Origin of the sequence: Candidatus Photobacterium acropomis (assembly GCF_030685555.1) — a bacterium.
Classification (GTDB): Bacteria; Pseudomonadota; Gammaproteobacteria; order Enterobacterales; family Vibrionaceae; genus Photobacterium; species Photobacterium lucens.
In genome coordinates this window covers 2,858,597-2,882,973 of the sequence record NZ_CP131609.1, presented here as the reverse complement: position 1 = coordinate 2,882,973, position 24,377 = coordinate 2,858,597, and the positions used below count along the sequence as shown (strand labels likewise).

Annotated in this window: 18 protein-coding genes and 5 tRNA genes; 5 read left to right on the top strand and 18 right to left on the bottom strand. The window is 41.1% G+C overall.

Annotated features, from left to right (window positions below):
- Window positions 1-107 precede the first annotated feature (107 nt).
- The 9 genes from Q7657_RS19950 to focA all read right to left on the bottom strand — a co-directional run bounded on the left by Q7657_RS19950 (window position 108) and on the right by focA (window position 14,181).
- On the bottom strand, window positions 108-1,382 hold the full coding sequence (locus Q7657_RS19950; protein WP_107165519.1) for a sigma-54-dependent transcriptional regulator: 1,275 nt from the start codon (window positions 1,380-1,382) through the stop codon (window positions 108-110).
- The gene (locus Q7657_RS19945; protein WP_107165518.1) at window positions 1,372-3,756 is read right to left on the bottom strand and encodes a sensor histidine kinase; all 2,385 of its coding nucleotides are present in this window, start codon (window positions 3,754-3,756) and stop codon (window positions 1,372-1,374) included. The genes Q7657_RS19950 and Q7657_RS19945 overlap by 11 nt, the downstream gene beginning before the upstream one ends.
- Window positions 3,753-5,003, bottom strand: coding sequence for an ABC transporter substrate-binding protein (locus Q7657_RS19940; RefSeq protein WP_107165517.1), 1,251 nt, complete (start codon window positions 5,001-5,003; stop codon window positions 3,753-3,755). Before Q7657_RS19940 ends, Q7657_RS19945 begins: the two co-directional genes overlap by 4 nt.
- A 224-nt stretch (window positions 5,004-5,227) precedes the next feature.
- On the bottom strand, window positions 5,228-5,734 hold the full coding sequence (locus Q7657_RS19935) for a YfbU family protein (protein WP_107165516.1): 507 nt from the start codon (window positions 5,732-5,734) through the stop codon (window positions 5,228-5,230).
- Between the two features lie 296 nt (window positions 5,735-6,030).
- Window positions 6,031-7,785, bottom strand: coding sequence for a formate--tetrahydrofolate ligase (locus Q7657_RS19930; RefSeq protein ID WP_107165515.1), 1,755 nt, complete (start codon window positions 7,783-7,785; stop codon window positions 6,031-6,033).
- A 682-nt stretch (window positions 7,786-8,467) separates the two neighbouring features.
- Complete coding sequence (locus tag Q7657_RS19925) at window positions 8,468-9,790, bottom strand: IS4 family transposase (protein ID WP_107165514.1); 1,323 nt, start codon at window positions 9,788-9,790, stop codon at window positions 8,468-8,470.
- Between the two features lie 141 nt (window positions 9,791-9,931).
- Complete coding sequence (gene pflA / locus Q7657_RS19920) at window positions 9,932-10,672, bottom strand: pyruvate formate lyase 1-activating protein (RefSeq protein ID WP_053987112.1); 741 nt, start codon at window positions 10,670-10,672, stop codon at window positions 9,932-9,934.
- A gap of 311 nt (window positions 10,673-10,983) precedes the next feature.
- Window positions 10,984-13,257, bottom strand: coding sequence for a formate C-acetyltransferase (gene pflB / locus Q7657_RS19915; protein ID WP_107165513.1), 2,274 nt, complete (start codon window positions 13,255-13,257; stop codon window positions 10,984-10,986).
- A gap of 57 nt (window positions 13,258-13,314) precedes the next feature.
- On the bottom strand, window positions 13,315-14,181 hold the full coding sequence (focA, locus tag Q7657_RS19910) for a formate transporter FocA (RefSeq protein ID WP_023931450.1): 867 nt from the start codon (window positions 14,179-14,181) through the stop codon (window positions 13,315-13,317).
- A gap of 908 nt (window positions 14,182-15,089) precedes the next feature.
- On the opposite strand from focA, the gene Q7657_RS19905 reads away from it, so the two are divergent.
- The 4 genes from Q7657_RS19905 (at window position 15,090) to Q7657_RS19890 (ending at window position 18,282) form a co-directional block, all read left to right on the top strand.
- Window positions 15,090-15,860 (top strand): ABC transporter ATP-binding protein, encoded by a 771-nt coding sequence (locus tag Q7657_RS19905; protein ID WP_107165512.1) that lies wholly within the window; start codon window positions 15,090-15,092, stop codon window positions 15,858-15,860.
- 121 nt (window positions 15,861-15,981) lie between these two features.
- Window positions 15,982-16,758, top strand: a complete 777-nt coding sequence (locus Q7657_RS19900) for an ABC transporter substrate-binding protein (RefSeq protein ID WP_053987110.1) — start codon at window positions 15,982-15,984, stop codon at window positions 16,756-16,758.
- Between the two features lie 89 nt (window positions 16,759-16,847).
- On the top strand, window positions 16,848-17,588 hold the full coding sequence (locus Q7657_RS19895; protein WP_023931453.1) for an ABC transporter permease: 741 nt from the start codon (window positions 16,848-16,850) through the stop codon (window positions 17,586-17,588).
- A 4-nt stretch (window positions 17,589-17,592) separates the two neighbouring features.
- A complete protein-coding gene (locus Q7657_RS19890) occupies window positions 17,593-18,282 on the top strand; it encodes an ABC transporter permease (protein ID WP_053987109.1) in 690 nt (229 codons plus the stop codon).
- Window positions 18,283-18,372: 90 nt separating this feature from the next.
- Here Q7657_RS19890 and grxB read toward each other — a convergent pair whose 3' ends face one another.
- The 3 genes from grxB to budC form a co-directional block, all read right to left on the bottom strand.
- Window positions 18,373-19,023, bottom strand: coding sequence for a glutaredoxin 2 (gene grxB, locus Q7657_RS19885; RefSeq protein WP_107165511.1), 651 nt, complete (start codon window positions 19,021-19,023; stop codon window positions 18,373-18,375).
- A 64-nt stretch (window positions 19,024-19,087) separates the two neighbouring features.
- Complete coding sequence (gene xthA, locus Q7657_RS19880) at window positions 19,088-19,894, bottom strand: exodeoxyribonuclease III (RefSeq protein ID WP_107165510.1); 807 nt, start codon at window positions 19,892-19,894, stop codon at window positions 19,088-19,090.
- 191 nt (window positions 19,895-20,085) lie between these two features.
- Window positions 20,086-20,847: a meso-2,3-butanediol dehydrogenase gene (gene budC / locus Q7657_RS19875; protein WP_107165509.1), complete on the bottom strand. Its 762-nt coding sequence runs from the start codon at window positions 20,845-20,847 to the stop codon at window positions 20,086-20,088.
- A 475-nt stretch (window positions 20,848-21,322) separates the two neighbouring features.
- Between budC and Q7657_RS19870 the strand changes: the two genes are divergently transcribed.
- Window positions 21,323-21,565, top strand: a complete 243-nt coding sequence (locus Q7657_RS19870; RefSeq protein WP_008987703.1) for a GlsB/YeaQ/YmgE family stress response membrane protein — start codon at window positions 21,323-21,325, stop codon at window positions 21,563-21,565.
- Window positions 21,566-21,643: 78 nt separating this feature from the next.
- Here Q7657_RS19870 and Q7657_RS19865 read toward each other — a convergent pair whose 3' ends face one another.
- The 6 genes from Q7657_RS19865 to Q7657_RS19840 form a co-directional block, all read right to left on the bottom strand.
- Window positions 21,644-23,305 carry a response regulator gene (locus tag Q7657_RS19865; protein ID WP_107165508.1) on the bottom strand — a complete coding sequence of 554 codons (1,662 nt, stop codon included), beginning with the start codon at window positions 23,303-23,305 and terminating at the stop codon, window positions 21,644-21,646.
- A gap of 206 nt (window positions 23,306-23,511) precedes the next feature.
- Window positions 23,512-23,596, bottom strand: a tRNA-Tyr gene (locus Q7657_RS19860).
- Between the two features lie 68 nt (window positions 23,597-23,664).
- Window positions 23,665-23,749, bottom strand: a tRNA-Tyr gene (locus Q7657_RS19855).
- Window positions 23,750-23,817: 68 nt separating this feature from the next.
- Window positions 23,818-23,902: transfer RNA gene (locus Q7657_RS19850), tRNA-Tyr, on the bottom strand.
- A gap of 68 nt (window positions 23,903-23,970) precedes the next feature.
- Window positions 23,971-24,055 (bottom strand) — tRNA-Tyr (locus tag Q7657_RS19845).
- Window positions 24,056-24,123: 68 nt separating this feature from the next.
- Window positions 24,124-24,208, bottom strand: a tRNA-Tyr gene (locus tag Q7657_RS19840).
- Window positions 24,209-24,377 lie beyond the last annotated feature (169 nt).

The following is a 24,377-nucleotide window of genomic DNA, read 5'->3' as shown; positions in this document are numbered from 1 at the left end:
CTTAGTGTAATGGTTATTGGCTGTTGTCGCTAACGGATTTTGGTGCAAATAAAAAAGCCTTCAGTGACGAAGGCTTTTGCAGCAGGATTTTAAGCGTAGAATCAGTGTTAGTGGCTTGGTCTAACTTTATATTCTGCTTTGTCTAATCCATGCTTTTTCATACGTAAATATAGTTTTTTACGTGGGATCTGCAAGTACGATGACACTTCATTAATACGTCCTGCAAACAGGTATAATGCATCTTCGATGACTTGCTTTTCGTAACCATCCACTAGATCGTCAAGTGGGCTACTCATTTGCTCAATTGGTTTTGAACGCTCTTGTCCTGCCAATTTGACGATGCCAATCGCATACAGTTCAGCGACGTTCTTTAGCTCTAACACATTCCCCGGCCATTCATAACGACATAGGGTATTGATGTAAGCCTTATCAATAGTTGGTACTGACTTGTTTAGTTTCTTACAGCTTTGTTTTAAATAGTGCTTAAAGATACTAGTAATGTCACTGCTGCGCTGACGTAATGTCGGTAAGCTAAAACGTACTTGGCTTAGGAAGTAGAATAGCTCAGGTAAGAATTGCTCACTTTCAACGAAAGGCTCTGGTGAACCTTCAAACAGTGCTAATAAACGTACTTCTTTCTTGCCTTGGCGCTCTTGCTCTAATAAGAAACGACATAACCACTGCTGGCTTTCTTTTGGCATGATATGTGGGTTGCTTAAACATAAACAACCAGTACGTGCAGAGATCATGCTACGTTGAAGATCGGGGGTACAAGTGATTGCTGAACCATCAACTTCTACCATTGGTCCTTGATGCAATGGGCTGTTTTTATGCAGAATTTTAGCAATGGTGTGACGGCCTGTGCCATTTTCACCTTCGATTAATACGTCTTTAGTAGAGTTTGCGACTTGTTTTAATTGCTCACGCACTTTAACGATTAATGGGCTATCACCTAGTAACAGTTCAGTAGCTGTGCTTTGTAAGGTTTTGCGTTGCTCAATGATCTGCTTACGTAATGGTAGATGCTTCTCTAACAGTTGGATCAGATCATTGGGCTGCAATGGCTTTTGCAGAAAGTCGATAGCTCCTTTTTTAAGAGCATCAACCGCCATTGGAATATCACCATGACCTGTGACGATAATGACAGGGATCTCGTTATCAAATTGCTGAATTTTTTCCAGCAACTCCATGCCATTTAAACCAGGCATGTACATATCAGTGACAATGACCCCAGTCCAGTGATGATCAAGCATGGCGATCACTTGAGTTGAGTCTGAGACGGTTTCAACATTGTAACCAGCTAACTCGAGCAACTCTTGGTAGGCATCTAGTACATCTTGATCGTCATCGACAATCAGTACATTAGTATTATCACTCATCATCTTTTTTTAACTCCAGAACAACCATCGCTCCACCTGTGAGACCAGAAGCGAGGTAGATGTTACCTTTTAACCTTGTCATGATTGAATTGCAGATGCTGAGACCTAACCCGAGTCCAACATCTTTGGTGGTAGTAAAAGGTACGAATAATTTATCAATAATGTCATTACTAAAGCCATGACCACTATCTAACACCGCGATCCTTATTCTATCTTTAGGGCTATCAAGTCGCATAATGGTTATTTGTCGCTGTTTACAACTTGCAACAGCATCACAGCTATTGACCAATAAATTGACTAAAACTTGCTCAAGTTGAACCTGATCGGCTTGGGCATAGATAGGTGCACTAATGGTATTGGCTATTGTTGTTTGTTGTACTTTGGCACGACTTTCAACAATGAGTATGGCTTGTTTGATTGACTCTTGAACATCCACTTGGGTTAATGGATTTGTCGCCGATTGCTTTTTGGCAAAACTTCGAAGACTGCTGATTAGTTTACTCATTCGGATAACTAAATCTTCAATTTTTCCTAAGTTATCCGGTATTTTTTCGTATTTTTGATGTTCAATGGCTAATTTAGCACTAAATAGTCGAGTTGATATTGCCGATAGTGGCTGATTTAGCTCGTGGGCGAGTGATGTCATGGTTTGACCAACCGTTGCCATTTTAGCTGCTTGGATCAGTTCATCTTGGGTTGCAATTAAATCCCCTTCAATCCGCTTACGATCTTCAATTTCAGCTTTTAATTGCTGATTTCTAAGGGTTAATGATTGAGTTTTTTCGGCAACTTTATTTTCTAGCCAGCGGGTGGTTTTTTCTTGATCGGTAATGTCAGTGATGGTGATGATCACCTTATCCTGATTGCCATGTTTGAAGGTGCGAAAATCCAATCGAAGGTAGAATAAATGTTGTTTATCCGTGGTGTATGTCACGGTCATTTTATATGCGCCTAATTTACGCAATAGGCTATTTGGCTTAAATAGCAGGCTTAATCGAGTGGAGATCGGAGCATCAAATAAATCCCATAAAGTTTGATGTTGACTGATCTGATCGAAATTAAATTGTTTTAGTGCCTGTAAGTTCACGGATTCTACCACGCCATGCATGTTACAGGTGATCAGGCTTACTTGCGTATTGTTTATTAAATTCAAAGCATTAGAAGCTTGGATGTCTTGCATTTGACGACAGAAATATCGTAGGTTATCGCCTAAAATGCCAATTTCATCTTCACCTGTGGTGGAGATTTTCGCGTTAAGATCGCCTTTTGCAACGGCATGCAAATCTTTGCTGAGCAGATTGAGTCGATTAACGATACCGTTGCCAACCAAATACACTGAGAGAAAAATAGTTAATATGATCGTAATGAATACCACGCCAAACAACATATAGTTACTCATGGTAATGGCATGGCGGGTATCGTTATTTAAATTATTAAGCGATTGATCGGCATGCTCAACGAGCGTTTGGATCATGTTTTCTTGCTGTGTGAGTCGTTGCTTAATATCGACCTTCGCGCGGTTGATTTGTAAGCTTAAAATCATATCACGCTTAAGTTGTTGCTCAAGTTGACCACCGGGTTTCACCAATACCGTAAATTTCTCTAATAGCTGACGGAAAGTGACGCTTGATGGATAGCTACGAATTTGCTGGCTGATAATATCGACTTCATCTGCTTTATGACCGATGAAGTTGAAAGCATTTTTAAGATCACGATCTTGACGTTGTTGAATGATTTCCACGACCAATTGGTGCAGTTCATTTTCTTTTACTGTGATTGCTTGGATCAGTGAAAACTCGTTCATTACGTTATTGACGACATCAAGCTGAACCGCATCTTTTTTGTGTTCATGACGATTAATGTTATTGAGTTTCCATTCGACTTCTTGGCGCAATGGTACTAGTTCATCAATAAGATCATGGTGAAGCCATTTCAATTTGTTGGCCGTTTGGCTTAAAGCAAACAAATCACTATTACGTTGTTGTAGCAGTTTGGTGTAGTTATCAATTTGCTGCACCAATACTTGATGCCCTGATTTGATAGCAGGGTAGTGGTGTAATTTGGAAATACGGTTAATCGCCGTACTAATGTTAATTAGGGTGTGATTGATATTACTTTTGATAGCATCGTGTTTGAGTGGATTGGTATTTTGCCCTAATAGATTCAGGGTTGATTGTAATTCAGCGGTATTGCGTTCTAGCTGATAACTTGCCTGCACAATAGGCATGTTATTGTGGGTAATGGTTTCAATTTGTGTGCTGAGTTTTTCCCAATTTAACACGGCGATTAAGCTGACTAAGATGGTGAGAAATGCCATCAAGATAATCGACATAATAAGACGACTACCAATTGTTTTTTTGTTGATGTTGCGGATCATTGCAATGCTGTTTTCCCGTTAATAATCGTATAGCTTAATGCGATGGCTTGCTCTAATTGCATTGCCATTTTTACCCGCCATTGTTGTCGATAATTATGTACCTGCGGGTTGTCTCGAAAAAGAGATAGCTCATGATATACCTTATCTTGCATATCATCTATGCTGACGGGAGAGGTTGATGCTAGTTGCTTCGCTAAAATAAAATCTTTTTGCTGTTCCTCGGTTAATGTATCTGCTGTTTTTTCGATTGAATGTAGCAATTGCCATGCTTGATTTAGCTTTGGCAGTTGGTTGCTGATCGTCTGCTCAAACAAGTGTTTTACTAGTCCTGAACGCTGCTGAATGACTTGATAGTCTAATGTTTTTTTATTGAATGTTTGCGCGATAAAATCATTATGGGCAATTTGTTTTGGATGGATCAAATGCTCATATATGGCAGTGTTCTCATCACAGCGTTGAAACAGTAATAAATTAACGAACTCTTTAGCAAAATCAGAGCGATATTTGTTTTTTACTATCGCAACATAGTGCGGTAATAATGGACTTTGTGGTTGATAAAGAAAATCAACATAGGGAAATTGTGCTTTATAGTGACGAGCGTAACTGTCAGTCACAGGGCCGACACCAATGAGACCACGAGAAATAGCTTCACTGAGCGCAAAAGCATTGGTTTCGACTGACGCGAAATTGCCGCCCAGTTGATACAGCAGACGCCAACCTTCCTCCCAACCGTATTCTTGTAAGATGCTTTCAATCATTAAGTGAGTGGTATTAGAGCGATAAGGGCTACTAATACTGATATGGCGAAAGAAATCTGGTTTCGCGAGATCTAACCAAGTTTGCGGTGTAGGCAGGTTATTGTTAGTTAAATAACGCTGGTTCCACAGTAAGCCAAATCCGGTATGACCAAATGCAATAATATCTTCAGAAAGCTGTTGCTGCTCTTTTCTTGCTTTGGCTTTACCGAAAGGAAGCAGTTGTTGGCTGTTGATCAGTGGTTGGAAAAAAGTGGGTGATGATGAAATGATAATATCAATATTCTTTTTTTGATCGTCTAGAAAACGTAAGCCAGAAGCTTCACGGCGTTGGATCACTTTGATATTACTTTGTGGATGCTCTTCTTTGAATCTATCAATGATCGGACTTAACCCTTCTTCTGTGAATGTTGTCAGAATAACTAAATTAGGGGTTGCTTGTGCGATTACCGGTGTTGCTATAACGAGCAGCAAGATAAAGATGTGGAGCATTTGAGTAATGATTCCTAGCGTATCAGACTGAATATTTATGGCTTTTTTATATTATGTCTGTAGCTATACCACTAGGCTGGCAAGGATGCTTTATATCAATAATAAACTATGGACGATCTCACAAAAATAGCACTCAGTGTTTTGTGATGAGCTATTTCTGGTCAATAAATAGGAAACGAAAAAAGCCGAGTATGATACTCGGCTTATTCATGAATATGCGTATATTATGCAGTCAAGATTTGTTGGATCTCATTGCATGATAAGTGGTATTGACGAGGACAGTTGCGCCATACTTTTAACATACGCTGGTATTTTTCTAGCATAGGAACGTGGCTATTAAAGCGGTGCTCATTTTTCTCAAATTGAGGGTATAGCCCTTCTTCATCAACAAGGAAACGAACATAGTTAACAAGCTGTGCTTCAGTTGCAGCATCAAAACCTAGGAATTGTAAGCGGCGTTGATCGATATCTTTTGCGCCATCACAACGGCAATCTTCAAGGTTAAACGACTCTTGCAGGGCATGGTACATTTCCATGAAGTCGATTATTTCACGACAATCTTGCTCAGGTAAATCGCCAAAGTCTTTATCAAGTTCACGCATTTGTAGACCGTAACCACGTTCAACGATGGTTTGAAGGCGACGGTATTTCTCTGCGTTCTCAGGTGTCAATTTAGACATTAAGTAGTATTGGTTAGATAGAATTAAACGTTGAGCGTTTGTCATTTCCATTTAAGGTGGCCTCATAGATATTTATTTTCTGCCAATGAGAGTAGCAGGTTAGGTATAAAAAAAAATGATCTGACCCCGATTAGGCATCTTTTTTTGTTACTTTATGTTATTGAAATAAAACCCTTTAAATTTGTAAGGTATTGATTTAAATAGGTGGTGCTGATAAGTGTTAACCTTGTTGTTATGCGAATAGTATAAAAGATACAAATGGTTACATGAGTGTGAAGAGGGCGTAAGCGAGAGGATAGAAAGCAGATTCCCCTTTAAAGTCTGTCTCAATAAAGGGGAAAAGGTAGTTAACTTAGACCGATAATATTGCCGTTTTCATCGATATCTAAGCTCATAAATGCAGGTTTCTCAGGTAAACCTGGCATTGTCATTACATTGCCGCATAGCGCATAAATAAAGCCTGCACCGGCGCAAAGTTTGAGTTCACGAATAGGAACCGTGAAACCTGTTGGTGCGCCTTTTATACTCGGATCGGTCGAGATAGAAAGCGGTGTTTTCGCCATACAGATAGCAAGATCATCGTAACCTTGAGCTTTAAATTGTGCGAGTTGTTGTTGGGCGAGTGGTGATAGCTCAACATGACTTGCTCCATAACCTACTTCAGCCACAGTCATGATTTTCTCTTCAAGCGGCTGGCTAAGTTGATACAAAGGCGTGAAGTTCGCTTGATGCTGACAAGCTTTTACCACGCACTCTGCCAGTGCGATAGCACCTTCACCACCTTTGCCAAAGGCTTCACTGATCGCAACATCAACATGAGTGGCAAAGTCAGCGTTATTGATCATGCTTTGCAGTAGTTCAAGCTCTGCATCGGTGTCTTGTGGGAAACGATTAATCGCCACTACCACAGGTACACCATAACGTGCGGCATTATTGATATGCCATTTTAGATTATCAAAACCCGCAATAAGGGCTGCATTATCTTCTTTAAAGATAGCAGCAGGCAGTGCTTGACCCGGACGTAAATCATAAAGCCCTGAGTTGGCTTTTAGACCACGTAGTGTCGCAACCACCACAGCACAATCAGGGCCACGATTAGCTTGCTGCGCTTTAATATTACAGGCTTTTTCAAACCCCATATCAGAGCCAAAACCGCCTTCAGTGACAACAAAATCACTCAGTTTTAATGCGATCTTATCAGCGATGATCGAAGAATTACCGTGTGCAATGTTAGCAAAAGGGCCAGCATGGATAAGTGTTGGTACACCTTCTAATGTTTGCATTAGTGTTGGTTCAATGGCTTCACACATGGTAACAGCCATTGCACCAGCGACTTGTAGATCTTCAGTGGTTACGGGTTTTCCATCGAGATCATAAGCCACCACGATACGACCAATGCGTTGGCGCATATCATGTAAATCATCAGCAAGCGCGAGAATGGCCATCAGCTCAGAAGCTGCAGTGATGTCAAAGCCATCATGACGTTCTAAACCGTTAATGGTTTTACCTGGCTCGTTTTGACCAATGGTGATCATGCGTAATGCGCGATCGTTATGATCCATCACGCGTTTCCAGCAGATATTATTTATATCAATACGAAGAGCTGGCAAGCCTGTTTTGGCGCTGAATTCGTCATAACCTAAACGTGACTCATGATATAAGCGGGCATCTAAAGCTGCTGCTGCAAGGTTATGTGCAGCCGTTACCGCATGAATATCACCGGTTAAGTGCAGGTTGAGTTTCTCCATTGGTGCAACTTGGCTATAACCACCGCCAGCAGCGCCACCTTTTACCCCAAAGACAGGACCCATAGATGGTTGTCGGATACATGCCATAACAGAGCGATTTATCTTAGCTAAGCCTTGTGCTAAGCCAATGGTGGTTACTGTTTTGCCTTCACCAAGAGGAGTCGGCGTAATAGCGGTAACGACAACTAATTTACCTTCCTCTTTGTCAGCCAGTCTTTTTAGAATTGCAGGTTTAACTTTGGCTTTTAATGTTCCTTGCGGAGTGAGCTCTTGCTGTTGAATACCAGCTTGTTCAGCGATGTGTTCAATTGGCGTAAGTCGAGTGTCGCGGCAAATATCGATGTCGCTTTTCATATAGGCTTATTTCCTCACAGTAGAAACAATATGCTGGTTGCGTGAGAGCTCTATGAGTGGCTATAGATGCTAAATTTCATTGCTTTACTAGTCACGCAAACGTTTGCACTGCGTTTATATCACAATTTTATCATGGATAAACCATATTTTATCGATATAAATCTTAATGGTTATGTTTGGTAATGCTGTTATATGTACTAGGTAATTATTCGTTAATAGGGATGAATAGTAGAAGAATGATGATGTGATTAACTAGGTTAACAGAGTGATGAAGTATATCGATTGGCTTAGTGAAAGCAAATTTGTGAAATTAACAAATAATGAAAACTCTGCTTTCACTATTGGTTGTGGGTTTCCTAGCCAATAACCTTTAAAATTTAGGGATAATTTGATTTATATCAAAAATAATTAAAACGGTTTTAAAGGAAGCTATCAATGAAAGAGCCAGTTACGACATTAAAGCACACCGCCCCAATTTCTTTTGGCATCATGCTGCTATTTGTTTCATTTTTATTGGTTGTGTTACCACTGTCTCGTTAATACAGGTTTTTTGCTTGCTATTTAACTGATATTAAAAAGAAAAGAACGATATATTTATACTGTAAGTATGAGTGTATCGCTCTTTTTGTTTATCATTTCCGACGTAAATAAAAAGCGAGCATTTAGGCTTAATGCATGTGAATTAAGATAATTCACGTTTTCTTGAAGGTCTAGTCGCATAGCGACTAGGCCTTTTCTTTACTGCTCTTGGATAACTTCTTTCACGCCTTTCAGGTAGAACAAAACTTTCTGCCATATCAATTATATATCTCAATATTTCAGGGTATCGACCAGCAGCTACAGCTGGTAATAGTTGCAGTTGACTCATTAAAAATATTGAGGCTTGCTTAAAGCCTATTTGATATGGCATGACACTTTTTAATGAGTACGCCATTTGACACATCATGAATCGCAATAAATTATAAGCCAATAACATTCCCCATAACTCTTGAGTTACTAACGCTGGTGTTTTACTTCTTAACGTTATCGCTCCCTGCAACATATATTGCTTCATTTCTCGGTAACCCAGCTCAATCTCCCAACGGTGGCTATAAAGCTCTGCAATATCAGCACCTATATAGCGCTTTGGGTCAGTCATTGATGTTAATAATTTCACTTCACGACCTTTGATCATGGTCGTTACTAAGCGTGCTTTCATTGTATCGGGCGCATCAACCCATTTTTTGCGAGCCTGTGGCGACAAAGTTAACTCTATGAGTTCTTGGCCTTTACCGAGCTTTCTTAATGTTTTGTATTGAGCGCCTTTACGTAATGGGATTAGCCAGTGTCTTTCTTGACCTTTACTTTGCCATTTATGCAGTAAACCTAAGGCGTAGAAACCACGATCAAATAGCGTCAGGCTATGGTCTGGTGTTTTTTCAATAAGTTGGGTTGTTAAATCGACCTCACTGACAGAAACAGAATCAAATGCAGCACTATTTAAAAGATGGCTGGTTAGTTCCATATGACAAACCATACGCACTTGAGGATAATCGGATATTGTTGTTTTATTGCCTGTTCTTGAAAATGCTTGGTCATTTTCTTTTGTGTCTGGCGTACGCCAGACAACACCATCGACAGCATGCAATGTGAGACCATGCCAATCGGGATGAGGTGTTTTCTCATGCCACAACTGTTGTGTTTTATTAAAGACTGCCTCTAGTGGTTCATGACCTAATTTCTTTCGAGCATGAATGACAGCGCTTGGGGCAACAAATGGCTTTTTCCCTGGTAATAAGATGTCTAATTGAGACACCACTTTGCTCATCGACAAATGTCGATAAAGTGACATACCAACGACACTCCAAACCATTAACTCCATTGGAAGTCTTCGTTTTCTGATAGTTGTAACACCAGTATCTTGAAGGCATTGGTCAATAAGCGTTGGACAAAGTAAGTCTGAAAGACCATTTAATTTGTCAGCTGAAAAGGTGTGTATCTGTTCAAGTGCTTGTCTTAAAAACATAAAAAAATCCAAGAGCATTAAACACACTTGGATTTTTACACATCTATAGGATCGTTCAACTGATCATTTTTAGCTTAACTGATCGGCATTAAGCATTTAGGCTCGCTTTTTTGATACCACTATATGGATATACCTGTAGGGTTAGTACATCACTTTTTTACCATAGCTAGAAAGGATCTCTTTGATCATTTCCATGGTTTCTTTCTTCGGCGGATTAACACCCTTTAGTGGGTAATCAAAGCCCATTGCTTCCCATTTGTGCTCACCTAGTTGGTGGTATGGTAGCAGCTCGACTTTCTCAATGTTGTCCATATCTTTAATGAACTCACCTAGTAGATGAGCAGAGCGTTCATCATCGGTGTAGCCCGGTACTACAACATAACGGATCCAAGTTTTCTGACCACGTTGGTGTAGGTAACGTGCGAAATCAAGTACACGTTTGTTTGGTACGCCAACAAGGTTTTGGTGAATGCTGTCGTCCATTTGCTTAAGATCAAGCATTACCAGATCGGTCGCATCTAACACTTCGTCAACCACATCAGTGTGCTTACGAATGTAACCGTTAGTATCAAGACAGGTATGAATACCTTCAGCTTGTGCGGCACGGAAAAAGTCACGTACAAATTCAGGTTGAAGCATTGCCTCACCACCTGATGCAGTCACACCACCACCTGAAGAATTCATGAAGTGACGGTATGATTTCGCTTCATGCATTAGTTCATCAACAGTAGCTTCACGACCACCATGAGTATCCCATGTATCGCGGTTGTGACAGTACTGACAGCGCATTAAGCAGCCTTGTAGAAAAACAATAAAACGGATACCCGGTCCATCGACGGTTCCACAAGATTCAAATGAGTGAATACGACCTGTTGCTGACATTGCTTACTTTCTCCGCGTGCTGCGTTCTATTTAGTTGTTATTTTATTACAAACTACGGGTCTATTGTAGCGAAATATCAGGATGAAAATCAGGGATATTTGCCAATATTTATCGTGAATTTCTACATTTTAACGGCAGTTTTACATTGTTATTTTATAGCCAGTAGTGAAAACGTTTAGTGGCAAATCAAAACGCCAAGAAGTGAAGAGAGGAAGGGGAATAACGTAAACATCAGATATAAAAAAACCGGCCATTAAGACCGGTTTTTATCAGAAAGCACGCTTTCTACATACTAAACTGTAAGCTCTAAATTATAGAGATGCAGTGAAAGTACGAGAGATAACGTCACGTTGCTGTTCTGGAGTTAGAGAGTTGAAACGCACTGCGTAACCCGATACACGGATAGTTAGCTGTGGGTATTTCTCTGGGTTCTTAACAGCGTCTTCTAGAGTTTCGCGGTTTAGAACGTTAACGTTTAGGTGTTGACCACCCTCGATACCAGCTTCGTGGTGGAAGTAACCATCCATTAGGCCAGCTAGGTTAGTTTCTTGAGTATCAAGATCTTTACCTAGTGCATTCGGTACGATAGAGAATGTGTAAGAAATACCATCTTTAGCGTGAGCAAATGGTAGTTTACCTACAGATGTTAGAGATGCTACAGCACCTTTCTCATCACGACCGTGCATTGGGTTAGCACCTGGTGCGAAAGGAGCACCTGCACGACGACCGTCTGGAGTGTTACCAGTCTTCTTACCGTACACAACGTTAGATGTGATAGTTAGGATAGACTGAGTTGGGATCGCATCACGGTACATCTTGTGAGTACGGATCTTGTTCATGAAGCGCTCAACTAGGTCACAAGCGATGTCATCTACGCGAGCATCGTTGTTACCAAATTTAGGGTAGTCGCCTTCGATTTCGAAGTCGATTGCAATACCGTCTTCATCACGGATTGGTTTAACTGTAGCGTATTTGATTGCTGATAGTGAGTCAGCAGCAACAGAAAGACCAGCGATACCACAAGCCATTGTACGCTTAACGTCACGGTCATGTAGAGCCATTAGCGATGCTTCGTAGCTGTACTTGTCGTGAGAGTAGTGGATTGCGTTTAGTGCAGTCACGTACTGAGTTGCTAACCAGTCCATGAAGTGATCTAGGCGATCCATCACGTCTGTGTAGTCAAGAACTTCAGCAGTTACTTTTTCAGTCTTAGGACCAACTTGCATCTTAAGCTTCTCATCAACACCACCGTTGATTGCGTAAAGCATAGTCTTAGCAAGGTTAGCACGAGCACCGAAGAACTGCATTTGCTTACCAACAACCATTGGAGATACACAACATGCGATTGCGTAGTCGTCAGAGTTCATGTCTGGACGCATTAGGTCGTCGTTTTCGTACTGGATAGAAGAAGTATCGATAGATACCTTCGCACAGAACTTCTTGAAGCCTACAGGTAGTTGCTCAGACCAAAGAACAGTGATGTTTGGCTCTGGAGAAGGACCCATAGTGTATAGGCTGTTTAGGAAACGGAAGTTAGTACGTGTAACTAGTGTACGACCGTCAAGACCCATACCACCCATTGATTCTGTTGCCCAGATTGGGTCGCCAGAGAATAGCTCATCGTACTCAGGAGTACGTAGGAAACGAACCATACGTAGTTTCATTACGAAGTGGTCGATCATTTCTTGAGCTTGAGCTTCAGTGATCTTACCTGCAGCGATATCACGCTCAACGAAGATGTCTAGGAAAGTCGAAGTACGACCTAGAGACATTGCAGCACCGTTTTGAGACTTAACAGCAGCTAGGTAGCCGAAGTAAGTCCACTGGATTGCTTCTTGTGCAGTTGTTGCAGGACCAGAGATATCACAACCGTATTTAGCAGCCATCTCTTTGATTTGACCTAGAGCACGGTGCTGTTCGCAAATTTCTTCACGAAGTTGCATAGTCATCTGTAGATCTTCGCCTTTCTCAAAACGCTCTTGTAGAGAGTTGAATTGAGCTAGCTTGTCTTTCATTAGGTAATCAATACCGTATAGCGCTACGCGACGGTAGTCACCGATGATACGACCACGACCGTAAGCATCTGGAAGACCAGTTAGAACGCCAGACTTACGACAGTTTAGGATATCTTTAGTGTAGATATCGAAAACGCCTTGGTTGTGAGTCTTACGAAGCTCTGAGTAGATTTTCTTGATAGTTGGATCTAGTTCACGACCGTATACTTTACAAGAACCTTCGATCATACGGATACCACCGTTAGGGATCAAAGCACGCTTAAGAGGCGCGTCAGTTTGAAGACCTACGATAGTTTCAAGTTCTTTTTCGATGTAACCTGCATCGTGTGCAGTGATAGTAGATACAACGTCAGTATCGAAATCAACAGGTGCGTGAGTTGCGTTTTCCTGCTTGATACCTTCCATTACAGCGTCCCATAGTTTCGCTGTAGCTGGAGTTGCTTCTGTTTCTAGGAAAGAGCCGTCACCCTCGTAAGGAGTGTAGTTCTTTTGGATAAAGTCACGAACGTTTACTTCGTTCTGCCAATCACCAGCGGTGAAGCCTTCCCATGCAGTAAATTGCTCTGCCATTGTATACCTACCTATTACTATTCAGTAGAAAAAAATAAGTGTTATCGACGTTTGAACTTAGTGATGGCTATTGCCTTTAAGTTCAGGGCGACGATGAATAACCCAGTACGTTAGACCAACTAAGAAACCACCACCAATGATGTTACCAATAGTGACTGGAATTAAGTTGTTCATAACAAAATGATTTACAGTTAAATCTGCGAACTGTGAAGGGTTAACACCCGTCATAGCCCAAAATTCTGGTGATGCAAAGTTGTGAATCACGATACCCATTGGGATCATAAACATGTTTGCAATACTGTGCTCAAAACCACACGCAACGAACATCGCAACAGGTAGCAGCATTACCATGATCTTGTCAGTTGCGCTACGACAAGAGAATGTCATCCAGGTCGCTAAACATACCATCAAGTTACATAGCATACCCAGTACAACTGCTTGACCGAATGTATGATGTAGTTTGTGTTGTGCGATTTTCATTGCCGTAATACCCCATTGGCCATTATCGCCAAGGTGTTGTTTTGCAATCCAAATACATACTACGAAGAATGATGCACCGATGAAGTTACCAATATAGACAACAACCCAGTTACGTAATAATTGACCAGTAGTAATACGATTACTTGCGCGAGCAACAGTGGTGAGAACAGAAGAGGTAAAAAGCTCGCCGCCGCAAATAACTACTAAGATTAAGCCAAGACTAAACGCTAATGCGCCTACAAATTTTGCCATGCCCCAAGGCATAGAGCCCGCACCAGTCGTAACGGTTGTGTAGAACACGAATGCGATAGAGATAAATACACCAGCGGTGATCGCTAAGAAGAAAGATTGTAGCGGGTGCTTTGTTGCTTTGTATACACCAACTTCTTCTGCTTTATGTGCCATTGCTGGTGGCATCAATGAGTCGAAAGGATTGTTTTCCATTTTCTCAGGTGCTCTTTGTGTGAGTGAAAGTGAGATTAAATTCGCTGAGTTGATAATACCAAAACTGATAAAACACAAACTTGACCTAGATCATTGCGGTGAAAATTTATAACAAAATTCGTCAAATTATGACACAGTGAAAACTTTTAAGTTGTTGAAAAGTAAGAGTATAATTTTTTTGATAAAACTAAAAAAAATTTTAATGTAATTTTCTTACAGTTATTATTTTGCTTTGCATTTAAAATAAATAACCATTTTAAATCAGCAACTTAGTGTTTTTCGTTGTTTTTTTTAGCGTATATTGACCGTTAAAAATGGCGATAAAACTAAAAAAAATTTTAATTGTTACTTAAAAATGTGAATGACGCGTTTTATTGTAATTTTTACTTATCGTTTTTGTTAAAAGTCAAAAAAATCGTGATATTTAACTAACACTCTTCGATTCAACACTATGCATTTTTGAGTCGTTTTCATTATTGAGAAAAACATAGCAGAGTAAGGCAATAAAGCGAATTTTTATGCCCATGTATATTTATGGCTTTATTCTACGATAGCGTTTGCTGCATTTTCATCAATTTCGTGTTAGGAAATTAAGCGTAAAATTAAATTCTGCTTAAAAAGTAACTGTTGGTTTTTTGCTCTACTTGGAATGACTGAACATTCACTTTATCAAAAATGTAAAGATAAAACCCTTTCACTAAAGTTTTGTGATTTTTTATGCTTTAAAACTGCCTAACTAGGCGATATTTGGTGCTGTGTTTGTTATTTCAGTTAGGTTAATGGAATGTTGCAAAAATTATTTTCAGGTGATACTTTCGAAAAAGATGATTTTTAATGAAATGTCATGCTCTGCTAAAGAATAGCTATTCGAGTTAGTGACAATTTCTATAAGACAGGAGTTTGCGCACATGAAGGATGACGTGGCGCTAGCAGTCAACGACCTGCATAAATCTTTTGGTGACAATGAAGTGCTAAAAGGGATTTCTCTTACTGCTCACCGTGGTGATGTAGTGTCGATTATTGGCTCATCAGGCTCAGGAAAGAGCACATTTCTACGCTGTATCAACTTATTAGAGACCCCAACGCAAGGCGAGATCTGGGTTAACGGTGAATTGATAAAAATGCATCATAATCGCCGTGGTGAATTCCTTCCTGTTGACGAGAAACAAGTACAACGTATTCGCTCCCGTCTAGCCATGGTATTTCAAGGCTTTAATCTATGGTCGCACATGACAGTGCTACAAAATGTGATTGAAGCACCTGTGCATGTTCTAGGCGTACCGAAAGCAGAAGCGGTTGAAAAAGCTGAAGCCTTATTACAAAACGTTGGCTTATTTGAACGTCGTCATTATTACCCAGCCCATTTATCTGGTGGTCAGCAGCAACGTGCCGCTATTGCGCGTGCGCTTGCGGTGGATCCGGAAGTTATGCTGTTTGATGAACCTACCTCTGCACTCGATCCAGAGCTTGTCGGTGAAGTGCTGGGTGTCATGCAAGATCTCGCACAAGAAGGGCGTACCATGTTGGTGGTAACTCACGAAATGGCGTTTGCTCGTGATGTGTCAAATCAAGTGATGTTCCTCCATCAAGGATTAGTAGAAGAGCAAGGTCACCCCGATAAACTCTTTACCAATCCAGAATCCGAAAGATTGCAGCAATTTATTTCGTCTATTTACTAAACTTAGAGTTATCGACTAAGGCGTAGGGTGTTTGTCACTCTGCTAATAGATGACTACGCTTTTAAGCGTGATGATCATGGCGAGATAGCTCTGATCACTGAATATAAACAGGAGAAGCGATATGAAAAAATGGATTTTAGCCGCAGCATTGATCTCTGCGATGGGCGCATCAGCAGTACAAGCAAAAGAGTGGAAAGAAGTACGCTTTGGTATTGAAGGTGCTTACCCTCCATTTAGTTGGACTGAGCCAAACGGCGAACTTAAAGGCTTTGATGTTGATATGGCAAACGCACTTTGTGCGCAAATGCAGGTGAAATGTAAGATCGTTGCTCAAGATTGGGACGGTATTATTCCATCGCTTCTCGCTCGTAAATATGATGCGATCATCGCCGCTATGTCGATCACCGAAGAGCGTAAAAAGAAAATCGATTTCACGGGGAAATATGCCCTGATCCCTAATAAGTTTGTAGCAAAGAAAGGCACAGATTTAGACTTTACTAAAGAAGGTTTAAAAGGGGTGAAAATTGGTGTTCAACGTGCAACGACCCACGATAAATACTTAACTGACAACTTTGGTGATTCAGTTGAAATTGTACGTTACGGTTCATTTGATGATGCCTACCTTGATCTAAAAGCAGGTCGTATTGTTAGCGTGCTAGGTGATGCATCTGCACTGGAAGAAGGATTGCTAAATAAAGACGGCGGTGAGGGCTTTGAATTTATTGGTCCATCACTGACAGATCCTAAGTGGTTTGGTGAAGGCTTTGGTATTGCGGTACGTAAGCAAGATAAAGATCTGACCAAAAAGTTAGACGAAGCGATCCTAGCGTTACGTGAAAATGGTCAGTACCAAAAAATTGCAGAGAAGTACTTCAACTATGACGTTTACGGTCAGTAACTCATAGCTGAATAAGAGCATGTGCTGTTGCTAACACTTTATAGGTGATGGTACGTGCTCGTTATTTTGAACAATGAAGGAGTATGCCGTTGTTCGATTTATATGGATATGGATGGTCTCTAGCCCAAGGCGCATGGATAACAATTCAAGTTGCACTGTTGTCACTATTGCTTGCTGCCACCTTGGGGATGTTAGGTGCATTAGCCAAGTTGTCGCCTTATCGCTGGGCGCGTGCGATTGCCACACTTTATACGACGGTGATCCGTGGTATTCCCGATCTTGTCTTGATGATGCTGATCTTCTTCGGCGGTCAAATGCTGCTTAATGACAGCTTATATAACATTAATGAATGGCTGAATAACCATTTCACTCAGTCTGATCCAAACCATGAATGGACGAGTTATTTACCCGATTATATTGAGATCAGTCCGTTTGTTGCGGGTGTCTTAACCATAGGTTTTATCTTTGGTGCCTACATGGCAGAAACGTTCCGTGGCGCGATTTTAGCGGTAGATAAAGGCGAGCTTGAAGCGGGCAAAGCATATGGGATGAGCGGTTTTCTTTCGTTTCGTCGTATTTTATTACCACAGATGATCCGCCATGCTTTACCGGGCTTTGGTAATAATTGGTTGGTATTGCTGAAAACTACCGCCTTGGTCTCGATCATTGGCCTTGATGATATGGTGCGTAAGGGCGCATTAGCCGCAGGCACAACGCAAAAACCTTTTACCTTCTATTTTACCGTTGCGATTGTGTTCTTAATTTTTACCTCGATATCGACCTTGGCACTTAATTGGGCTGAGCGTAAATACAGTATTCCGACGAGGTAGTGATATGGACTTTACGATTTTTACTGAAAGCTGGCAGATCTACCTTGAAGGTTTTTACACTACGGTGTGGATGGTCGCAGTATCGCTATTGATTGGATTAGTGTGTGCTATTCCGATTGGTGTAATGCGCAATAGCGACAACAAATTTATTGCCTTTCCGGCTTGGGCATATATTTACTTCTTCCGTGGCACACCACTGTTGATCCAGCTTTACCTGATTTATTACGGCTTAAGCCAAGTTATCGAAGTGCAAGGCACATTGTGGCAAGAAGCATGGTTCTGTGCGTTAGTGGCTTTCATTTTAAATACTGCTGCATACACGGCTGAAATTATTCGCGGTTCAATTAACAGTATGCCACAAGGAGAAATAGAAGCGGCCAAAGCCTATGGTATGAGCCAACTTCAAGCTTTTCGCCGTATTATTTTGCCAAGTGCGTTACGCCGAGCGTTACCGGCTTACAGCAATGAAGTGATCTTCATGGTACACGGCTCAGCGGTGGCGGGTATTGTCACCATTGTGGACTTAACCGGTGCGGCACGGATAGTGAATTCTCGTTACTATGCACCGTTCGAGTCATTCTTGTTTGCGGGTTTATGTTACATGGTACTGACGTTTGCCATTATCTGGGGCTTTAAGAAGCTGGAAGCACGATACTTACGTCATTTACAGCCACTGACTGAAATAACAGATTAGTCTATCTTCGCCATTACTTGGGGGATGGAAGACAAAAAGCCCAGCGTTGAATCATCAAGGCTGGGCTTTTTGTGTTATTGGTGATGTGTTTTACACCGCCACATCATCATACAGATGAACGGATGTGAGTGCAGATACTTCATTAATGTACTGGCGAACACGAGCTGGGTATTGAACGCCTTTTACGACTGTGAGGTTACGCAGCATCGGGAATAGATGAATATCATCGTAGCTTAGCTGATTATTACGCTCCGATGGCAATGTTAACCATTCCAATGTTTGCAGTGCGTTATTAGCAAGTTCAATATAGTGCGCAGAATCTGCAAACGCTTGTTCAAAGCTGACTGATAGCATTGGTGCTTTCTTGTCATGGAACCATGTTTTCGCTTCTTCTACTTGAAACTCTGGTAAGTCAATTTTCAGCCAACGAGGGTAGAGCAAATAAGGCACACAATGGCGAGCCGCTTCTGCCCATTCCACTAATTCTTGTTGATGAACCTCAGGCGTCAGTACTGGGTGCGCATCGCTATTGTCGATGTATTTGACGATATCAAGGCTTTCAGCCATGTAGCTACCGTCCGGCTTTTGGAGGATTGGCACCATGTTAGCCCCCACTTTCTCGATTCGTGCATCAATGTCGTGATTTTGCAGATAAACCAACTCAATATCGGCTTTTTTCAAGCCTGTGATCATCATGGCTTTGACGCAGAAAGGGCAATGGTCAAAAACGAATAACTTCATAGGTAGTCCCTTAGAGTGAAGTGAAATAGATAGTAAAAAGGTGAGTAAAGACTCACCTTTATTTTTATTTGAATGTCGACCAGATCGGCGCGTGATCCGATGGTTTCTCGATACCACGTAATTCATAGTCGATATTAGATTCCACACAACGCTCAGCCAGTGATGGTGTTGCAAGGATCACGTCAATACGCAGACCACGGTTATCAACAAAACCTTTAGAGCGGTAATCGAACCATGAGAACTTATCGTCGACACTTGGGTGTAGTTGACGGAAAGTATCAATAAAGCCCCAATCTAATAGGGTTTGTAACCACTCACGTTCAATCGGTTGGAATGAACATTTGCCTGTTTTTAGCCAGCGTTTTGCGTTAGCTGGGCCAATACCGATATCTAAATCGATAGGACTGATATTAATATCACCCATCACAATTAACTCTTCATCGTTAGTGTGGGCAGTATTTAAGTAGTTCATCAGATCCGCGTAGAATTTTTCTTTCGCAGGGAATTTTGTTTCATGGCTTACGTTATCCCCTTGTGGGAAGTAGCCATTCATCACAGTGAGATCCTTGCCGTTTTCTTGCTTGAAAGTTGCCATGATCATACGACGTTGGGCATCTTCATCATCGGTCGGAAAGCCTTTTTGTACACTGATTGGCTCTTGCTTACATAACATAGCTACGCCGTAGTGGGCTTTTTGACCGTGGAAGTAAACTTTGTAGCCCATCGCTTCAACATCCGCTAATGGGAATGCTTCATCATGAACTTTAATTTCTTGGAGACCAATGACGTCAGGTTGATGCTTTTCAATTAAAGCCTGTAATTGGTGAAGGCGAGCACGTAGCCCATTGATGTTGAAGGAGATAACTTTCATCATTTATTCCGATTTATGTCTGTATGTAATTACGGATAAGCCAAGATACTAACATAGATGTTAAGTCGTAACAGAGCCTATTTATTTTAAATAAACGATGAGGTTAATCGATATTAAGCAAAGAATAATAGAGAAAAGAAGGCGACGAGAAAGATAAAGAGCCGCCTTCGGTAATTATAGGTTATTTATAGCTAAGCAACGATTTTAGGTTGACCGTCGGATGCAGTAACACCACCGTCAACAGGTAGGTTTACACCATTAACAAAGCTTGCATCACTGCTTGCTAGGAAGCTCATCACGGCTGCAACTTCTTCAGGCTCTGCGGCACGGCCTAATGGAATACGTTCGTTAAACTTATTACGAATATTTTCGGGCCAGCCATTGGTCATGTTAGTTTTCACTAGGCTTGGGCATACAGAGTTAACACGCACACCTTGTAGGCCAAAATCCAGTGCTAGAACACGAGTAAGGTTTACAATTGCGCCTTTAGATACGCAGTAATATGCCGCACCCCAGTCAGCACCTAAGCCTGAAACAGAGGCGTTGTTAACAATACAGCCTTTGCTTTCAATAAGGTGAGGCAAGGCATGTTTAGAGCAGTAAATCGCACCATTGATATTCACACTAGAGATTTTCTCCCAGTCTTGAATGCTACCGTCTAAAATCGTACCTGGGATATGTACACCTGCATTGTTGATTAAGATATCAATCTTATGGAAGTTCTTAATGGTTTGTTCGATAAGGTTCTTAACCTCTTCTTCATTAGATACGTCAGTTTTTACGCTCAGAGTTTTCTCTGCGATAAGCTCACTCTGTACTTTATCTAATGCGTCTTGGTAAAGATCTGCTAAAACAACAATGGCACCTTCGGAAGCAAAACGATGTGCTGCCGCTTTACCCATACCGTTACCTGCACCAGTGATAATCACCACTTTTCCTTCGAATCTGTTCATGATTGGCCTTTATGTAATACAAATGATGTGCACACATGATAGATTGCCGATGATGGTGGATTTGTGATCACTGTCACTAATATTTAGGCAACATTAAGAACAAATGAATAACGGAATGATTTGCTAGTAATTAAGAAACAATTACTCATAACCCATTCATATTCCAAGAGGTATTTCCTTTGTCAAATAAATAAAGCGCTGTTTTATTTATTAATAAGAGAATTAATTTTTTGCTATTAGCTGACACTTAATGATTAAAAATCAATATATTAGTTTTTAGTTAAGCCGCTATCTCAGGCTGAAAATATAGGCGATGATAAAAAGAGATAAAAAATACAAGCTTTAGTTGTATTAGGTCTTTTATCAGGTCTATGCTGGATGAGTACGAAATACTACAACATATTGTTTTAAATAGTATTCGGATGAAGATTACACGGTAATAGTGTTATTACTGTTAAATACTAAGGAGAATGTAATGTCTATAATCACTTGGATTATTGTTGGTCTTATTGCTGGTGCGCTAGCTAAATGGTTGATGCCTGGAAATGATGGCGGCGGTTGGCTTGCTACATGTGGTTTAGGTATTGCGGGCTCTTTTGCTGGTGGTTTCCTAGGTTCTTTACTAGGTATTGGTGCATCAGGTTTTGTTGGCACAATCGTTGTTGCTACAGTTGGTGCATTAGTACTGCTATTTATCTATAACCGCTTTATTCGCTAGTTATACTCTCTATAAATTTGTAGCGTAATAACCAGTTGAAGTTAGAAGCCTAGCGTATGTTGATATACTAGGCTTTTTTCATATATTTGCGCCAAGATGATTGATCACCTGTGGTTGGGATGAGGATTGTTTGGTGACAATAGTACTCCTCCAATGAGCAAGAGGCACAGGAAGTGGTAGCATTTTAAGTTGCTTGATGTATTCAATAACTTCAGGATGTTGATAGTGTTGTTGATTTAGCAAGCTATCACAATAACCAAGCATTGCTTCACTACATAATGGATAGTCATGCAAAATAGTTTGATACAGTGCGCTAGCGCGTTGTGGATCTTGCGCTAAATGGGCTTTTGCTGTTTCTAAATGGCTGACCAGTAATCGAATATTTTCGATGATCAGCTGTTTTTCTTTGAGTTGACTTAAGCGGTATTGGCTATGCCCATCGAGCTCTGAACGAGTCATTAGCACTTGATATATTTCGCCAATTAAACGGGTTTCGCCAAAACTGATCAGCATAGGTAGTGCATCTATCATCACAATGGACGGTGCTTGATGCATTACACCAAAGAAAGGTTTAAGCCCTTGAAATAGGCGTCTTTTCGCTTTGGTGATTTGTTGATCGGTATAATTAATTCTTGCCATCACCACATTAGCGAAAGCATCGAGCAGATAACATTGCGTTTCCTGTAGTCGCTGCGTAGCAAATTGATGGATCTGCTTGATTTCATTTTGTAGTCGATAGCTATGCTGACTTGATAGTTGGTTTGTATAGATTTGCTCAAAAATAGCGGTGTATTCAGCAAAGTGAACCAACCATAGATTATCGATGATTGGCAGGTGAGTTGAGAGTGTCTTTCCTGCTTGGAGAAAGATCTCTATTTCGTTCATATCAGCAGCAAGCTGAGCGACCAGTAAGGCACGATGTGGGATCGTTGGAGTTAGAGCTAACCCTTGTTGGGCTATATCTAATGCACTTTCGAATTGCTTATTTTGTTGATAAAGACGTGCTAATTCATCATAGGCGTTGACACACAGAGGTACTTGCTTGATCAACAATTGCAGCTGTCTTATTGCTTCTTTGCTATTACCTTGTTTGGCTGCGAGTCGAGCTTCGATTAAAGCAAGCTTGTGATGTTGAGACCGTTGCTTAAAAAGCGTAAGTAATTGTTCTGCTTGTTGCCATTGTTTCTGCGCCATCAAAAGATCAAGTAATAGAGTCTCAATATGAAGGTTATGGCCTTGCTCTCGTAATAATTGGCGGCAGAGTTGAATCGCTTGCTCAATATTGTTTTGATCTAAGGCGTCATAAATAGACTTTCTTTGTAAGCAAACATGATAAACGTTTCTAATTCGCTGCTTTAGTGTGCCGATATTAATGGGTTTCGTGAGGAAACAATCAGGATCGATGCCCATGGTCGTCGAAATAACTTCTGGTGAGCGATCACCAGAGAAAAAAATCACCCCGCAATTTGACGCAATGATGTTTTTCTTACGTAGTAAGGTGAGTAATTCACCACCATTGATGTTTTGATTAAGGTGAAAATCAAATAAAACAATATCGTAGCGATGGTTTTGACACAGCTGCAAGGCTTGCTGGTAGCAAGTGGCGATATCTATGACTTTAATTGCGATTTTGTCTAAAACACTTTTGACCAATTGCGCACACGAAAGCTGATCATCAACGATGAGCACTTTTATGTTGTTCCACTTTTCTTGTTCTATTTCCGTGAAACTCGAAGTCATAACCTATCCATAGTGTTGTTATTACTGAATTTACTGTGTTCAATATGACTTATTATGCTTATTGATAACAATAAACAAAAGTATCTACATAACACGATTATAGCAATTATTTTGCTATTAAATTTTTGAGGGATTTTTATGGATAAGATGGAGGGATAAATATTATATAGAAAAAAACCAGCAGCCGAGGCTACTGGTTTGAATGATGGTGGTGGGGGAAGGATTCGAACCTTCGAAGGCAGTGCCGGCAGATTTACAATCTGCTCCCTTTGGCCACTCGGGAACCCCACCACGGGGTATTACTTATTGTTTGGCTTTCGCCAGAAAAGATGTCAGTGGCGACAGCTTTTCAAAATAGATGGTGGTGGGGGAAGGATTCGAACCTTCGAAGGCAGTGCCGGCAGATTTACAATCTGCTCCCTTTGGCCACTCGGGAACCCCACCGCGGGGTATTGCTTATTGTTTGGCTTTCGCCAGAAAAGATGTCAGTGGCGACAGCTTCTCAAAATAGATGGTGGTGGGGGAAGGATTCGAACCTTCGAAGGCAGTGCCGGCAGATTTACAATCTGCTCCCTTTGGCCACTCGGGAACCCCACCACGGGGTATTGCTTATTGTTTGGCTTTCGCCAGAAAAGATGTCAGTGGCGACAGCTTCTCAAAATAGATGGTGGTGGGGGAAGGATTCGAACCTTCGAAGGCAGTGCCGGCAGATTTACAATCTGCTCCCTTTGGCCACTCGGGAACCCCACCACGGGGTGTTGCTTATTGTTTGGCTTTCGCCAGAAAAGATGTCAGTGGCGACAGCTTCTCAAAATAGATGGTGGTGGGGGAAGGATTCGAACCTTCGAAGGCAGTGCCGGCAGATTTACAATCTGCTCCCTTTGGCCACTCGGGAACCCCACCACAAGTGCGGGGCGGATAATAGCAAACATTTCGATCCTGTAAAGACTTTTCTTTTAAATATTGTGTGTTTGGCTGAATTTTCATCATATTACGAATTCTTGCTTAAATTTACATTTCTTGACGTTGTTAAAAGCAAGATTCAGATATTATTGCGACAGGATTTTTTACG